17 protein-coding genes are annotated in these 15755 nt (G+C 38.4%); 12 read left to right on the top strand and 5 right to left on the bottom strand.

Going from position 1 to position 15755, the window contains the following annotated elements; genetic code table 11:
- Window positions 1-19: 19 nt before the first annotated feature.
- Both A0J48_RS20085 and A0J48_RS20080 read left to right on the top strand, forming a co-directional pair.
- A complete protein-coding gene (locus tag A0J48_RS20085) occupies window positions 20-289 on the top strand; it encodes a type II toxin-antitoxin system Phd/YefM family antitoxin (RefSeq protein WP_200326231.1) in 270 nt (89 codons plus the stop codon).
- Window positions 276-557, top strand: coding sequence for a type II toxin-antitoxin system RelE family toxin (locus A0J48_RS20080; RefSeq protein ID WP_200326229.1), 282 nt, complete (start codon window positions 276-278; stop codon window positions 555-557). The genes A0J48_RS20085 and A0J48_RS20080 overlap by 14 nt, the downstream gene beginning before the upstream one ends.
- A 180-nt stretch (window positions 558-737) precedes the next feature.
- Here the strand turns inward: A0J48_RS20080 and A0J48_RS20075 are convergent, their stop codons facing one another.
- The 3 genes from A0J48_RS20075 to A0J48_RS20065 all read right to left on the bottom strand — a co-directional run bounded on the left by A0J48_RS20075 (window position 738) and on the right by A0J48_RS20065 (window position 4130).
- The gene (locus A0J48_RS20075; protein WP_200326222.1) at window positions 738-2213 is read right to left on the bottom strand and encodes a carotenoid oxygenase family protein; all 1476 of its coding nucleotides are present in this window, start codon (window positions 2211-2213) and stop codon (window positions 738-740) included.
- A gap of 130 nt (window positions 2214-2343) precedes the next feature.
- Window positions 2344-3723 carry a folate/biopterin family MFS transporter gene (locus A0J48_RS20070; RefSeq protein ID WP_200326220.1) on the bottom strand — a complete coding sequence of 460 codons (1380 nt, stop codon included), beginning with the start codon at window positions 3721-3723 and terminating at the stop codon, window positions 2344-2346.
- Between the two features lie 212 nt (window positions 3724-3935).
- Window positions 3936-4130 (bottom strand): hypothetical protein, encoded by a 195-nt coding sequence (locus A0J48_RS20065; RefSeq protein WP_200326218.1) that lies wholly within the window; start codon window positions 4128-4130, stop codon window positions 3936-3938.
- Window positions 4131-4773: 643 nt separating this feature from the next.
- Here A0J48_RS20065 and xth point away from each other — a divergent pair.
- From xth to A0J48_RS27160, 4 genes are all read left to right on the top strand, one after another.
- A complete protein-coding gene (gene xth / locus A0J48_RS20060; RefSeq protein ID WP_200326216.1) occupies window positions 4774-5556 on the top strand; it encodes an exodeoxyribonuclease III in 783 nt (260 codons plus the stop codon).
- 102 nt (window positions 5557-5658) lie between these two features.
- Window positions 5659-5862, top strand: coding sequence for a type II toxin-antitoxin system HicB family antitoxin (locus A0J48_RS20055; protein ID WP_200326209.1), 204 nt, complete (start codon window positions 5659-5661; stop codon window positions 5860-5862).
- 80 nt (window positions 5863-5942) lie between these two features.
- On the top strand, window positions 5943-6065 hold the full coding sequence (locus A0J48_RS27165; RefSeq protein ID WP_325078912.1) for a type II toxin-antitoxin system HicA family toxin: 123 nt from the start codon (window positions 5943-5945) through the stop codon (window positions 6063-6065).
- 161 nt (window positions 6066-6226) lie between these two features.
- Window positions 6227-6754 (top strand): cold shock domain-containing protein, encoded by a 528-nt coding sequence (locus A0J48_RS27160; RefSeq protein WP_234301041.1) that lies wholly within the window; start codon window positions 6227-6229, stop codon window positions 6752-6754.
- A 99-nt stretch (window positions 6755-6853) separates the two neighbouring features.
- Here A0J48_RS27160 and A0J48_RS20035 read toward each other — a convergent pair whose 3' ends face one another.
- Window positions 6854-7354, bottom strand: coding sequence for a DUF29 domain-containing protein (locus tag A0J48_RS20035; RefSeq protein WP_200326207.1), 501 nt, complete (start codon window positions 7352-7354; stop codon window positions 6854-6856).
- Window positions 7355-7485: 131 nt separating this feature from the next.
- Between A0J48_RS20035 and A0J48_RS20030 the strand changes: the two genes are divergently transcribed.
- Window positions 7486-8361, top strand: a complete 876-nt coding sequence (locus A0J48_RS20030) for an SDR family oxidoreductase (RefSeq protein WP_200326205.1) — start codon at window positions 7486-7488, stop codon at window positions 8359-8361.
- Between the two features lie 128 nt (window positions 8362-8489).
- Window positions 8490-9986 carry an HlyD family efflux transporter periplasmic adaptor subunit gene (locus A0J48_RS20025; RefSeq protein WP_200326203.1) on the top strand — a complete coding sequence of 499 codons (1497 nt, stop codon included), beginning with the start codon at window positions 8490-8492 and terminating at the stop codon, window positions 9984-9986.
- A gap of 247 nt (window positions 9987-10233) precedes the next feature.
- Here A0J48_RS20025 and ndhI read toward each other — a convergent pair whose 3' ends face one another.
- Window positions 10234-10857: an NAD(P)H-quinone oxidoreductase subunit I gene (gene ndhI, locus A0J48_RS20020; protein ID WP_200326201.1), complete on the bottom strand. Its 624-nt coding sequence runs from the start codon at window positions 10855-10857 to the stop codon at window positions 10234-10236.
- 417 nt (window positions 10858-11274) lie between these two features.
- On the opposite strand from ndhI, the gene A0J48_RS27500 reads away from it, so the two are divergent.
- From A0J48_RS27500 to A0J48_RS20005, 4 genes are all read left to right on the top strand, one after another.
- On the top strand, window positions 11275-11409 hold the full coding sequence (locus A0J48_RS27500) for a hypothetical protein (protein ID WP_267910321.1): 135 nt from the start codon (window positions 11275-11277) through the stop codon (window positions 11407-11409).
- A gap of 226 nt (window positions 11410-11635) precedes the next feature.
- A complete protein-coding gene (gene psaB / locus A0J48_RS20015; RefSeq protein ID WP_200326199.1) occupies window positions 11636-13864 on the top strand; it encodes a photosystem I core protein PsaB in 2229 nt (742 codons plus the stop codon).
- Between the two features lie 159 nt (window positions 13865-14023).
- Window positions 14024-14659 (top strand): TetR/AcrR family transcriptional regulator, encoded by a 636-nt coding sequence (locus A0J48_RS20010; protein WP_200326197.1) that lies wholly within the window; start codon window positions 14024-14026, stop codon window positions 14657-14659.
- A gap of 464 nt (window positions 14660-15123) precedes the next feature.
- Window positions 15124-15681, top strand: coding sequence for an MFS transporter (locus A0J48_RS20005; protein ID WP_234301040.1), 558 nt, complete (start codon window positions 15124-15126; stop codon window positions 15679-15681).
- Window positions 15682-15755: the final 74 nt, after the last annotated feature.

Raw genomic sequence — 15755 nt, 5'->3', positions numbered from 1 at the left:
TGTCTAAATTTATTAGATTATGCAGACTTATACTCTCACAGATGCTCGTAATAAACATGGTGAAGTTTTTGATAAAGCTGCTGTTGAACCAGTGTTACTCACCAAGCAATCACGTCCTAGTCATGTAATTATTTCCGCAGATAGCTATCAAAAATTACTTGATAGGCTGCAAGAATTAGAAGATATGCTGTTAGCTCAAACTGCTCAAACTGCTTTAAGTCAGTCAAAAATGGTTGGTACAGAGGCTTTTACATCTGCGCTGGAGCATTTAGCAAATGGCACGGCTTGATGGTTTAGCCACTGTTCTTGATTTCCTCAATGGTTTACAGCCTAAAATAGCAGCGCAAATAGCAAAAAAAGTTTTGGCTTTGAATGTTGAACCTTTACCACAGGATAGTGAGCAGTTATCTGGTTATCAGAGTTTTTATCGAGTTGATAGTGGTGAATATAGGATTGTTTACAGATATTTTCCAGAACAGGATTTAGTGGAAGTGATTTTAGTTGGTAAGCGCAATGATGATGATGTTTATAAAAGATTGAAGCGGTTACTAGGATAAACTGGAATACTAAATACAGCAGATTTGGAGTAAATGAGGTACAAAACTCAATCTAAAAGTCTTGGCTGGTAAGCATTTGAAAGCTGACCGCTGACCGCTGATAGCTGAAAGCTGCTGTATTTTTGGCAGTTTGTTGGGTTGCACTTGCGCTTAACCCAACCTACTTTAAACCTACATTAATTAAATGAATGTTTCTGGAGTAAAACTCCCATGTAAACCATAAGGAATGTGATGTTTAAGATGTAGTTTTGCTACTGCACCTTTCTGGAAATCACTAGCATCTAAAATCACCACATCTGAACGATGATGTTCTGCATTGTAAATGACAGAGATTACCCAACCGTCATCTTCTTGCTGAGAATTGGGACGAGGAATAAAAATTGGTTCACCTGTAAAGCCACGAGGTGCTGCACTCCAAATTTCTCTTTTGTCTGATTCTAAATCAAATTTCACAATTGCTTGTAAAGGTGCATTTCCTGTGGGGTGATGAGCAGCAGCAGCATATAAATAACGATAGGGTTTACCTACTCTCTCAGGCTGTATGGTAGGAAATTCACAAGCTCGATTATCTATTAACTGACTTTGTACTTGGTTGTCTGATAAATTAACATTAAAACGCCATAGTTTTCCTGGTGCATTAGCTTCAAAGTTGGTTTGTCGATAATCGCTATTTGGTTCAACTTCTGTTAATGATTCATAGCAAATGGAATCAATGACAATTTCATTGCTAACTTCAAAAGCATTGACATGATGGAAGATAAAACCTGCTTTAGTTTCTACAACTTTTACCCCATTTTCAGCAACTGGACTATTTTGGCGGGGAATAACTATGATTTTTGTCGGTTGATTTTTTTGAACTTTAATACATTGTCCAGCACTGGCTATTCCTAGCGCAAAAGGTAAGGGGTTAAACTGTACAGGATTTTGGAAGAAAATACAGTAGTTTTCGGTAATGACGAAATCATGAATAAAGCAAAAACCAGGAACAGAATGATTTTGTTTGCTGATAATTTCGCCGTTGGTGTTGAGTTCAAAAATTGTAATTGTGGTTGATAGACCTGGTTGAATGGCAAAGTTAACTAATGTACCATTGGGATCTATGCGGGGATGGGCGCTAAAGGCTTCACCTGTGGATAAAACACCATTAAAATATTCGTTTCCTAATGTTTCTAAGGTGTGGGGGTTTAATAAATAAGGTTCTGCTGCTTCCCACAATGCTAATAGTTTGTTACCCCAGTAGATAACGTTAGTATTAGCAATGTGTTTGATTTTGAAATTAAAGGCGTTAGCTAACCAACCTCCGGGTTTTTGAGTACCAAATACGCCACGATAAAGAATTTTACCAGCTTTTTTTTCGGCTAAATAACCTTCTGTTTCTACAAATCGGTTACGAAAATGAGCGCGACCGTTAGTGATAGTAATGCGGCTAATCATGCCATCGCCATCAAAGGGATGATGTAATCTTTGACCATTAATATCTAATAAGCCAGGGCCATTTCTAAATAATGTTCCTTGTAATTCTAAGGGTATTTCTCCTTCTATTTCATCAATCCAATAATCATCTTCTTGTTTGAGGGATTCATATCCTCCTTGCCAATCTTCACGAGTATAGGATTTTTGTAAAATTTGGTTTGATTGAGGTTCTAAGGTCTGCATATTTGGAAAATTATTTCAACTTTTAGTTACTTATTTAGCTTTTATTTGTCATGAGAAAGAAGATGAAAAAATACAATTGATACCAGCAGCAGTCAAGGGTTTAAAAAGCTGACTGCTAACCGCTGTTGTATCAAACATTCTGACTCCTGATTTCTGACTCCTGACTTCTTAGTGTGGGAATTTCACTTTCTTCTTGCTCTGGTAGCCAATTAATAAATATCAAAGGTACAAGAGCAATTGAATTAGTAATTATGACTAACAACCAGAGTAAATTAAAATTTGTGTCGGTAATACCCAACCATTGCATAATTAATGCTCCAAATTCTTTGGAAATAGCTCCTCCTAAATTAAATATTGACATTAAGAGCGCAAATAAGGTCGCTTCGATTCCTAAAGGACAAATTCTCGCTGCTAATACCATCACGGGCATAAATGCAATTTGTCCCATGACGGCGAGAATTAAGCTATCACCTAAACTAAACCATTGGTCATCTATTCCTAAAGCTCTATTTGTGTGTGTGACTAACAGTAACATCGTCATTCTCAATGCACCGGAAATGAAGATACTCCAACCACATATTATGCGAAAAGGAACACTTTTGAGAAAGCGTTGAAAAATCCAAATACCAACTAATGAGGCTAAACTTGTGACTAAATGTACTCTACCTAAAAATTCTGGTGCAAAGTGTAGTTCGTTGGTGAAGAAATAGAAAAATGCTGCTTCTCCACTAGGGGTAGATTGCCAGAGAAAGATAAATACTGTAGGTATCCAAATTGCTTTTTGGGTAAAGGCTTCACTTACTTGTTTTAGTTGAGTTTTGATGGTGGGAGGTTGAGTTTGGTCATCCTGTTGTTGGACATCTTTATTCACTGGTGTTTCACTAATTAACCAAGCTGCTAATGAGATAATTAGCGGAAATAATGCCGTAACTAAAAATACTGTGCGAGTGGTGAAGTATTCTAAAAGTAAGCCGCTGAAATAAGCTGTAATTAAACCACCAACAGCAGTAGCACTCCAACATAAAGATTGGAGAGAACCTATTTTTGCTAAAGATTCTCCTCTGGCACGTTCCACAACCAGAGAGTCAACTATCACGTCACTGAAAGCAACAGAAAGAGAAGATAGAGCGATCGCAATTGTCGCTTCCCAGCTACTATCAACTATAGTGGCCAAACTCACCCAAGCAGCAGCACCCAGTATTCCAGATAACACCAAATAGGGACGGCGACGGTAGCCAAATATGGGCAAACCATCAGATATGAAGCCAAACAATGGCTTTATCATCCACGGTAGGGCGACTATCCCCAATAGTGCTGATACCTCAACTGGACTCAGATGCAATTCATCTTTGAGGAAGAAACTGACGGCTAGACGCGCTAAACCTAATATGCCTTGGACAAGGTAGACTGCTAGAATCGCTATTAATTCCGGCTTAGGTTCATTACCCAAGAGAATTTTTTGGATTACTGAGTCTTTGACCTTGGACAAGCCAGAGGAATGAATCAGCATTTGATGAATATTCTTTAAGTTTTATCTACTTTTCTATAATATCTAGATACGGATAATCTTGACAGTTATCAGTTAACAGTTAATTGTTATCAGTATAATATATTACTTCCTACAAGTAAATGCAAGCGTTATGTCTAATGGAACGCTTGCCGTCAATAAATATGCACTTGTTGTGTCGCATATTGTAGATATTCAGCAAGTACAGCACTGTTTTACTCTACAGAATTAACCGCCGACGGAGTAACTACCCCTGTGTTACGGGTTTCTAAGTTATTTGATAAGCGACTGATAGTTAATAGTGGTACTTCTTGTCGGCACGACAGGCAAAACCAATACAGTTCACCATGCCGGACATGACGCAGGATTGAACCACCGCAGCACGGGCAAGTGTTGGCTCTCTGACTCATACCAATGTCCTCCTAAAAAAGCTTGTTGTTGTGATCAATTGAAAAAAATTTGATTAAAAACGACTGAATGTGTTGGGTTAAGCCCTAACTACTCTGCTTGGTGATAGAAATGAGAGACTACGCCTTACAGCAGTTGCACGGTTTAATAATGCTAAATCCCTACTGACTGACTGTTTCTGTAGATTGATTTATTAATTTGACCCCTTTTACTATTTACTAATTTTGAGATCATTATTATGAGAACAAAACATTTGTACTTACGCTTGGGAAATTTAAGTTAACTTTTCTGTGTTGCAAAAGTGTAAACTTGTAATTCCGGTTGATTTTACTATCACATTACTAGCAAATAAAATTTTACAGCCTTAGTAATAGCTAATAATGAACATCCCTTCTCAAAATACAATTGAACATTTAGTATTATCATCTATCTTGGGGATCATAATCAATTAGAATATTTTGTAGTCTAACTAACAATTTTCCCAATTTTGTATTTGTGAATACGATTTCACAGAAGGGATCAATTACTTATAGCCTATTTTTGTATGAATGGCAGCACCAACGAAAAACTTAACAATAGGAAACATTTACACAAAATTCACAGTTTTTATATTTCTTAACCTATCGTCACACTGATAAACAACTAATGAAAATCGCTACTTGGAATGTCAATTCAATTCGTACACGCTTAGAACAGGTTATCAACTGGCTAAGTGAAAATCCTGTAGATGTCCTGTGTTTGCAGGAAACTAAGGTTGTAGATCAAGATTTTCCCCGTTTACCATTTGCAAACTTAGGCTATCACCCTTATATTTCTGGACAAAAAGCTTATAACGGTGTGGCACTGATTAGCCGTCAACCCCTGGCAGATGTGAGTATGGGTTTCACGGCGATTTTACCGGATTTAGAACCAGAATGGGACGAGCAGAAGCGGGTTATTACTGGTGTTATTGAAGGAGTGAGAATTGTTAATCTTTACGTTCCTAATGGTTCGGCTGTGGGAAGTGATAAATATGAATATAAACTTGGTTGGTTAACAGTATTGCGTAAATATTTGCAGGTGCTGTTGTTATCTAACCAGTCTATTTCTATGTGTGGTGATTTTAATATTGCTTTGGAAGATATAGATATTAATGACAAAGTGAAGATAGAAAATCACATTATGGCATCTGCACCAGAACGCCAAGCTTTACGGGATGTTCTTTCATTGGGTTTTGCTGATGCTTTTCGGAAGTTTAATAGTGAAGGGGGAAATTATAGCTGGTGGGATTATCGGACTGCGGCTTTTAGAAGAAATTTAGGATGGAGAATAGACCATCATTATTTAACACCTGTGCTTTATGAACGCGCTCAAAGTTGCATTATTGATGTTGCACCAAGGAAGTTAGAACAGCCTAGTGATCATACGCCGGTGGTGGTGGAGTTTTAGTTGGGTAAAGGTAAAGCGATCACATTTTATAAAATGGAAAGCGATCGCACTGCTAAAAACATGATATAATGTTTATAATTACTGTTTAAAAATAGTAAATTAATGAAACTTAAAATTATTGTACATCAAGCAGAAGAAGGTGGATATTGGGCAGAAGTTCCTTCTCTTCCTGGTTGTGCTACCCAAGGAGATTCTTTTGAAGAACTTTTACACAATTTATATGAAGCTATTGAAGGATATTTGTCAGTAGATATAGATACTATTCAACTACAGGATAATGCCAAAATTTTGGAAATTGCTGTATGAAATCCATGACAGGCAAAGAATTAGCCAAAATTTTGGAAAAGCATGAATGGATATTAATTAGGATTTAAGGCAGTCATCATATTTATGGAAAATCAGGTATGAATGTGAAAATTTCTGTTCCTATTCATGGAAATAAAGATATTAAAATTGGGTTGTTAAGACACTTATTAAAACAAGCTGAATTATTTGATTATCTTGATTAAAGTTATCGCTCTCCCAAGGTTATCAACCAGAAATTGATACCTGCATTAAGCTACGCTAACAATCATTTGATTGAAAATTTGATATGAGTTTTGGGTTTCTTTACCTCAACCCAACCTACAACTTATAATGACTGAGTTAGGAGTTTTTATCTAAGGCTGATATGGGTAGAGGTGTAATTACACAATGGAAAGATGATAGGGGTTTTGGATTTATAAAACCCAGCGATGGAAGTAAAGAAATTTTTCTTCATATCAGCGAAATAAAGGGTGCAAGTCGTCGTCCAAAAGTCGGCGACATAATTATTTACGAATTAACTACAGCAGCAGATGGAAAAGTTCGCGCTACCAACGCTTCAATTGAAGGAGTTGCACCTCTACCTGCAAGAAAACAACACAAGGCAAAAAAAGGAAGTTTGATGAAAAATTTGATTGGTATTCCTGTTGCTATTGGTTTTATTATTTTGGCAATGGAGTTTCAAGGTAGCCGTTCTCCATCTTTAATCACATCTTTCACCAAACCAGGATGCAAAATTAAAGGTAATATTTCCGTTAATACTGGGAGAAAGTTTTATCATGTTCCTGGTGCAGAGGATTATGAATCAACAGTAATTGATCCAAGCAAGGGAGAGAAATGGTTTTGTACAGAGTCAGAAGCTGTAGCAAATGGTTGGCGTAAAGCGCCAAAGTAAAATGTTTCAATCTGTTAATTTGATCAGGCGCTCGCACTTTACCAAGCTAAAAAATAGAAAGCGATAAACCGTTTTCAATAGCGCCTATAATCCTGTTTTCTATTCCCACTCATTTACTAACTCACTTGCTTCACCGGGATAAAAGCCATCATCCAATATTTCTGTCAAACTATAAGGACAATCAGAAGGAAAAGTGCGATGAGGTAAATCAGTTTCCCTCACAGCTAATTCCACACCTTTCAAATAAGCTTTACCCACCACCTCTTCCAAATAAGATTTCAAGCTAGGATTTTCTTCCAATAATTCAATAGTATCTAAGCGTTGAATGCGAAGGGTTGCTAACCAACTACGACTGCGGCGTTGAGGTTGAAATTGCCATTTTAGTAAATGTCCAATTAAAATACTTAAACGATTTCGCAGTTCTTGGCGTTGCTGTTTTCCCAAAGATTCAATTTCCTCAATCAAATTTTGCAAATCAATTTTATGCCATTGATGGTTGCGGAGTAAATCAGCTTGTTCCTGTGTCCAAGCATAAAAGTCACTAACGTAGAGACTGGATACAGGTATGGTGATTTTTGGGTTGGTTTCTGGTATGTGCATCAGTGTTATTTAAGCCCAATGTTATTATTTTAAACAGAAATTGTATAAGTTAGGATTTTGGTAATTTGCTGATTTCACAATAGTGATTAAACTTAACTACAGAAACAGCCCCATACTCAAATCCAAACGTTATGATTCTAGTCACTGGAGCCACTGGAGATATTGGCCGCCGCGTCGTGCGGTTATTACGTCAACAACGGAAGTCTGTGCGGTCTTTTGTGCGTCTCACGTCCCATTACAGCGAGTTAGAACACCGGGGTTCAGATATCTTTATTGGTGATTTGCGACGAGAACAGGATATCAAGAAAGCCTGTCAAGGCGTGAAATATATCATTAGCGCCCACGGTTCAGGAAATGATGCTCTATCTTTGGATTATCGCGCTAATATTGAACTCATTGATCAGGCTAAAGTCCAGGGTATTGAACACTTTGTCTTCATCTCCGTTTTAGGTGTCCAAAGAGGATATGAAGATGCTCCCGTGTTCAAAGCTAAACAAGCAGTAGAAATATATCTGCAAAGTAGTGGCTTAGATTACACTATTTTACGCCCATCTGGATTAGCATCAAACCTGCTGTCATTAGCAGAAAGGTTTCGAGAAACGGGTTTGTATCTGCTCATCGGTGAGCCAAAAAATCGTACATCTATTATTAGTACCGATGATTTAGCCCGGATAGTTGTAGATTCTTTGACAGTTGCTGATGCTCGTAATCAAATTTTACCAGTAGGAGGCCCGGAAATTTTATTGCGCGAGGATATTCCTAAAATATTTAGTCGCATCTTTAACCAAGAACCAATCATTATTAATGTCCCTTTATTTGCTGTTGATACTTTCCGGGGTGCATTAGGTTTCTTTAACCCCTCAGTCCAAACAAATTTAGGAACTTTTCGCACTTTACTAGCTAATGAATTTTTCTGTAAACCAGAAGAAATCACCAATTTAGAAAGGATTTATAACTTTCAATTGGAAAAATTAGAAAACTTTTTGCGCCGTTATTTAGCCATTTAAATTTTGTGATTGATGAGCCAATTTTGGATTTTGGATTTTGGATTTTTAAGTCAACCACTCCAATCTAAAATCTGAAATCTAAAATCTAAAATTTTCTTACCCATTACCCATTACCCATTACTAAATATATGAAATATTCTCTAGCTGCAAATCCTGTTCAAGCCCGTCAAACCAAAGAAAGATTTGCCAACCCAGAGGAACAATTATCCTATGAATTAGGTAAAGCTGTACAGGAATTACCACCACTTTATACAAGATTATTAGCAGGAACTATTAGTGTTGTTATATTTGGGGCAATTTCCTGGGCGCATTTTTCAGAAATTGATGAAGTAGCGACAGCAGCAGGAGAATTAATTGCTTCTACTCAAGTTAGACCGGTGACATCTTTGGGTAATGGATCTATTTTAGCCGTGAAAGTGAAAGAGGGCGATCGCGTTACCAAAGACCAAGTTTTAATTGAACGTGATCCCAATTTACAACAAACCGATGTTAACCGACTTGCTAAAGCTAGTAAATTAATTGAGGATGACTTGCAACGTTTAGAAGCAGAACGTACCGGGGGAAAAACTGCGGGAACAAAATTACAAGATGAACTGTTAAATTCGCGTTTATTAGACTACAAAGCCAAACAAGCAGCAGCTGAAGCTGAAGCACAACGTCAACTGGCAATTATCAATCAATCCAAAATTCGTTTAACTCGCTTACAAGAAAATTTAGCCAGTGCTAAAACCAGTGTGATTAATGCTCAAAATAATTTAGTTAATGCCGAAAGTATCCGTAAAAAACTTGAAAATACTGTAAACATTGCTCAAAAAAGAGAAGAAAATCTCCGCACTTTATTAAATCCTGGTGCAGTTCCCAGAGTCGATTATTTAGAAACCCAAGAAAGATTAAATCGTGCCAATACAGATATTATTAGAAGCTCCGATGAAGTAACTAATGCCAAAAATAGAATTACAGAGGCAAAAGATAAAGTGACCTCTTTAAAAAAAGATATTGCTGCTCAAAATCAAGAAATTCTTCAAGCAGAACAAGCTTATCAAGCAGCACGTAATCAAGGTTTACGGTTAGCATCAGAAAGACAAAGTGAAATTTTAACCCAAATCAATAAACGCAAAGAAGAATTGACCAATGTTGCTGGTCAATTAGAACAAGCGAAAAAACAGAAAGACGGAGAAACAATTAAAGCACCTGTAGCAGGAACAATTTATAAAATCAAAGCTACCCAAGGACCAGTTCAATCTGGTGAAGAATTGCTATCAATTGTCCCAGAAGGGGAAGAAATGGTTTTAGAAGTTAAAGTTCTTAACCGTGATATTGGTTTTATTCGTCAGAACATGAAAGCCAAAGTTAAATTAGCAACTTTCCCTTTTCAAGAATTTGGTGTTGTGGATGGGGAAGTTTTACAAATTAGTCCCAATGCAGTTGTTGATAAAGAATTGGGGCTAGTTTTTCCGACGCGAATTAAATTAAATCAACATTCCATGAATGTCCGGGGACAAGAAGTAGAATTTACACCAGGGATGGCTGCAAATGCAGAAATTGTCACTCGCAAAAAGTCGATTTTGACATTTATTGTTGAGCCAATTACCCGCAGGTTTAGCGAGGCTTTTTCTGTCAGATAAATCCCCAACTTATTTGAGAATTTGAGTTTTCTTGTTTTCTCGGTTTTATACTCTTAGGACTTATGTAAGATTGAACTCAAAACCTGATTCTTGCGTAGAGGTAATTCATGAATTACCCCTACTTCCGTTCTGTTTTGCGTAAGTCCTGACTCTGTATAACAATGAATTCTCTAACGGTGTTATAAATACAGCACATTGCATATCAATCAGGTACAGAATCTAACTTGAAACCGAGACAGAGAGAGTTTTACTCCTGACTCCTGACTCCTGAATTCTTACTTTTCCTATCTTCTTCGGCTTGTTCTAAAATTTCTGATGGAAATAAACCTGCACGATGAGCATCAGCAGGAATTCCATGAGGTTGTAAACTGCCTTTAGGTAAGTACACTAATTCTCGTAAAGGTGTCACCATTGGATCATTAGTAACTTTATAAGGTAATCTTCCCAATGCCACATTATCAAGGTTTAATTCGTGGCGGTCATAAACAGAAAGTTCATATTCTTCAGTAAAGGAAATGCAGTTTGTCGGGCAAAATTCCACACAGTTACCGCAGAAAATACAAACTCCAAAATCAATACTGTAATGATTGAGTTTTTTCTTTTTACTTTGTTGATCAAATTCCCAATCTACTACAGGTAAATTAATCGGACAAACACGCACACAAACTTCACAGGCAATACATTTATCAAATTCAAAATGAATCCTTCCTCGAAAGCGTTCCGAAGGAATCAGTTTTTCGTAAGGATATTGAACCGTTATGGGACGACGGTTCATGTGGTCAAAAGTCACTGATAATCCTTGACCAATATATCTACCAGCTTGAAAACTTTCTTTGGCGTAATCACCAACTTGTTGAAAAAATTTAAACATGATTGATCTATTTTATTTGTTTAAAATGTTATTGTCTGAATCAGGATATCCAGGATTAAAGGATGAACAGGATTAAGCTGTTGGAAATTTATTGAACATTTAAGTTATACCAGATTAATCTGAAGCTGCATGGAATAAGATGTGGATAATAATTGAACGCAGATGCACGCAGATAAACGCGAATAAAGGCAAATAAATCACAGTTTACCTCGCAACTGACGTTATGAATATTTATTTGCACCTTAATACTTGCTATTAGTTATAACTTCTGCCAATTGACATAATTATTATTGATTGGTTGTCAATCTTTTGGTTGTCATTAATTTAATAATTAAGTCGTCCTGAAGCATGATGTAAAAATTAGCGAAGGTTTGGACTATAGCCGTAAGAATTAAATAAAAAATAAAAAATTAGGCTATGAATCAAAACCAAGGAAATAATCTCATTACAGATAAAAACCCACCTTTTCCCTTAGTACGTAATGGTTTTATCTTCATTATCTTGGCGATTTTATTTGTAGCTGCTATTTACTACGGAATTATTAACCCATAGGGCAGAATCAAGTCAAAAGTCAAAAGTCAAAAGTCAAAAACTTTGTTCCCTGTTCCCTGTTCCCTGTTCCCTTCTTTCTCAGTTACGAATTACGAATTACGAATTACGAATTACGAATTACGAATTATTTTAATTTCCTCCCAAGGTGTGATGGAAGTGCGAGTAGTTGGTTTCTTAATTACACCTATGAACACGAAGTATTTTTTCAAGGATGTGATGACAATACATGGCAAAAAGATATCCAAAGTTTAGCCAGGATCTTGCACAAGATCCAACGACACGCCGCATCTGGTATGCGATGGCTCAAGGTAATGATTTTGAAGTCCATGATGACATAACGGAAGAGAATCTTTACCAAAAGATTTTTGCTACTCATTTTGGTCATGTGGCAATCATTTTCCTCTGGGCTTCTAGTCTTTTGTTTCACGTTGCTTGGCAAGGTAATTTTGAACAGTGGAGTAGAGATCCGCTGCATATTCGCCCTATTGCCCATGCAATTTGGGACCCTCATTTCGGTAAACCTGCCATAGAAGCTTTTAGTCAAGCTGGTGCAAGCAATCCCGTTAACATTGCCTATTCTGGTGTCTACCATTGGTGGTACACCATTGGGATGCGAACCAACCAAGAGTTGTATATTGGTTCTCTAGGGTTGTTGTTGTTAGCAGCACTATTTTTGTTTGCTGGTTGGTTACATCTGCAACCTAAGTTCCGTCCTAGTCTGAGTTGGTTTAAAAGTGCTGAACCTCGACTCAATCACCACTTAGCAGGTTTATTTGGTGTCAGTGCTTTGGCTTGGACTGGCCATTTGATTCACGTTGCGATTCCCGAATCTCGTGGTATTCATGTGGGTTGGGATAACTTTCTAACTACTTTACCTCACCCGGCTGGGTTGGCTCCTTTCTGGAGGGGTGACTGGGGTGTCTATGCCCAAAATCCAGATACCTTTAATCATGTATTTGGTACTTCTAGAGGTGCTGGGACGGCAATTTTAACTTTTGTGGGTGGTTTCCATCCGCAAACAGACTCGCTGTGGTTGACAGATATGGCGCATCACCATTTGGCGATCGCTGTTATCTTCATTATTGCCGGTCATATGTACCGCACTAACTTCGGAATTGGTCATAGCATCAAAGAAATGCTGAATGCTAAAAATTTCTTTGGTATCCAGACCGAAGGTCAGTTTAACCTCCCCCATCAAGGACTGTACGACACCTATAACAATTCCCTCCACTTTCAGTTAAGCATTCACTTAGCGGCTTTAGGAACTGCTGCTTCTCTGGTAGCACAGCATATGTATTCGCTGCCGCCTTATGTCTTTATGGCTAAGGATTACACGACTCAAGCGGCGCTATATACTCATCATCAGTATATTGCTGGTTTCTTGATGATTGGTGCGTTTGCCCATGCTGGGATTTTCTGGGTGCGGGACTACGACCCAGAGACAAACAAAGGTAATGTTCTGGATCGGGTACTTCAGCATAAAGAAGCGATAATCTCTCACCTAAGTTGGGTGTCACTGTTTTTGGGATTCCATACACTGGGGTTATACGTTCACAATGATGTTGTGGTTGCATTTGGTACGCCAGAAAAGCAAATTCTAATTGAGCCTGTATTTGCTCAATTTATTCAAGCTGCTCATGGTAAGTTGCTGTATGGTATGGATGCTTTGCTATCTAATCCCCACAGTATCGCCTATACAGCTTGGCCGAACCATTCTAATGTCTGGCTACCGGGCTGGTTAGATGCGATTAACTCAGGTACTAATTCGTTGTTTTTAACCATTGGACCGGGAGATTTTCTAGTTCATCATGCGATCGCACTGGGTTTGCACACCACTACACTAATATGTGTAAAAGGTGCTTTAGATGCCCGTGGCACTAAGTTGATGCCTGATAAAAAAGACTTCGGCTTCAACTTCCCCTGTGATGGCCCTGGTCGTGGTGGTAGTTGTCAAACTTCTTCCTGGCAACAAACCTTTTACCTCGCCTTTTTCTGGATGTTGAACCTGCTTGGTTGGGTAACATTCTATTGGCACTGGAAACATTTAGGTATTTGGCAAGGTAACGTTGCCCAATTTAATGAAAATTCCACATACCTGATGGGTTGGTTCCGTGATTATCTCTGGGCTAACTCTGCACAGTTAATAAACGGTTATAACCCTTACGGTACAAGTAACCTCTCTGTTTGGGCTTGGATGTTCCTGTTTGGACACCTAGTTTGGGCGACTGGTTTCATGTTCTTAATTAGCTGGCGTGGTTATTGGCAAGAGTTGATTGAAACTTTGGTGTGGGCGCACGAACGCACCCCCTTGGCAAACTTAGTTTACTGGAAAGATAAACCTGTAGCTATGTCCATTGTCCAAGGTTGGTTAGTAGGTTTGGTTCACTTCACAGTTGGTTATGTCCTCACCTATGGCGCATTCCTTGTAGCCTCAACCGCCGGTAAATTTGGATGAAATATTTAAGAGTTCCTCTGACCTTTTTGTAAATTTCCTCCTCGAACTGTAAAAGATTGAGGGGGATTTTTTTTCACAAATTGTTCGCCAATATTGTCTTGTTTACAAAAATCCCCAAAAAATTTATATACTATGTAAGTTAGCACTTACATTAAACATATGAGCCGAACAAGTCCAAGAACAACCAAAACCCGCGATCGCCTCCTAAAAGCTGCCATTGAAGTATTTTCTACAGAAGGCTACGTTGGGGCAACAACCCGTGAGATTGCTAGTCTCGCGGATGTCAGTGAGGTGACTTTGTTCCGGCATTTTCAAAGCAAAGAGCAACTTTTAAAAGCAGTAGCTCAACACATTACCGCATTACTGACAGAGGTGCTTACCCACCAAGTGGAATGGACTCATGACCTCTACAGGGATCTGCTGCATTATGCAAAACTTCACGATCAGATGTTGGAGGAGTATGAAGCCCTCTTTCGGATGTTTATTGGAGAAGCTCAAAGGCATCCCACAGAAGCTTTGGAGGTTCTACAACAATCATTTCTACCTTTACGTGAAAAGCTAATTGCTTATCTCCAAACCTGTATTGAAAAGGGCAGTGTGCGTCCAGATGTGGATTTGCCTTTGGCTGTGGATCAGTTCACAGGAATACTGCTGTCAGGAATGATTCGCCGTCATGTTTTATTAATTAATCGTGGTTATAGCCGAGAACAATATATCGAAAGTTGTGTGGACTTACTTATTAGAGGAATTGGTACAAAATTAGCTATTCCTAGTCGTACTTTATCTTCAACATAAATAAAAGGGCAGGCAAGATGCCTACCCCACCAGAATTAATTAAGTATTTTTTGATTTGGAAATTTCTAACTTTCAAGAAACAAGGCAGAAGGCAGAAGAGAAGAGGATTTGGCTTGTTTATTTCATTCGTAGCTGTAAGTTGATTTATTGAAATCTATTTATTCCATTGCTTGCCATTTAATTAAGTGGAGAAAAATATGAGTAACAAAAAGTCTATTCAAATAACAACGATTGAACCCAGTGAACTGAGCAAATTAGAACATGATCATCAGACCCGCAACACAAACTCAGACCGGGATTAAGCGTTAAGGTCACAGTTGATACAAACACTATGTCTCCAACGGCATCAACGAACAGGGGAAATTACAACAGGAGTCAGGAGTCAGGAGTCAGGAGTAAAACTTTCTTTCTGTCTACGTTTCTATTTAGATGCTGTACCTCATTTATTTGCAATCTGCTTTAAAATGTCCATAACTCGTCATTCCTCATTACAAAGGAAACAACCAAAAAAATCTATTGACGATGCCGCAGGATATGTGCAGGGATCTCTCAAATCGGCGACTTGCTTGCAGCATCGCTACGCTATCGCTCTTACAGCCGCTCTTGGTGCAATGCTAGAGGTCATTGACACTAGCATTGTTAACGTTGCCTTGACAGATATGCAAGCAACTTTAGGGGCAACCATATCAGAAATAGGCTGGGTAGTTACTGGTTATGCGATCGCTAACGTGGTTTTGATTCCTCTTTCCGCCTGGTTGGGTGATTTCTTTGGTAAGAAAACTTACTTTATCTTTTCCCTGATTGGGTTTACAGTTGCCTCAGTCTTGTGTGGTCTATCCATCAACTTGCCGATGCTGGTGGTTGCCCGTATTCTTCAGGGTTTGTGTGGAGGGGGACTGCTGGCGAAAGGTCAAGCGATTCTGTTTGAAACCTTTCCTCCTTCTGAACAGGGTGTGGCGCAATCTGTGTTTGGTGTGGGGGTGATTGCTGGCCCTGCCATTGGCCCAACTTTGGGGGGCTAGTAACTGAATCAAAATATCTACCTAAATCAACTCATATCTGATTAAATAGTCAGCTATCATGAGGATATGAGTAA

This window comes from Sphaerospermopsis aphanizomenoides BCCUSP55 (assembly GCF_001586785.1).
Taxonomy (GTDB): domain Bacteria; phylum Cyanobacteriota; class Cyanobacteriia; order Cyanobacteriales; family Nostocaceae; genus Sphaerospermopsis_A; species Sphaerospermopsis_A aphanizomenoides_A.
Note: the sequence above shows the minus strand (reverse complement) of the source record. Positions and strands in the feature narration are given on the sequence as shown.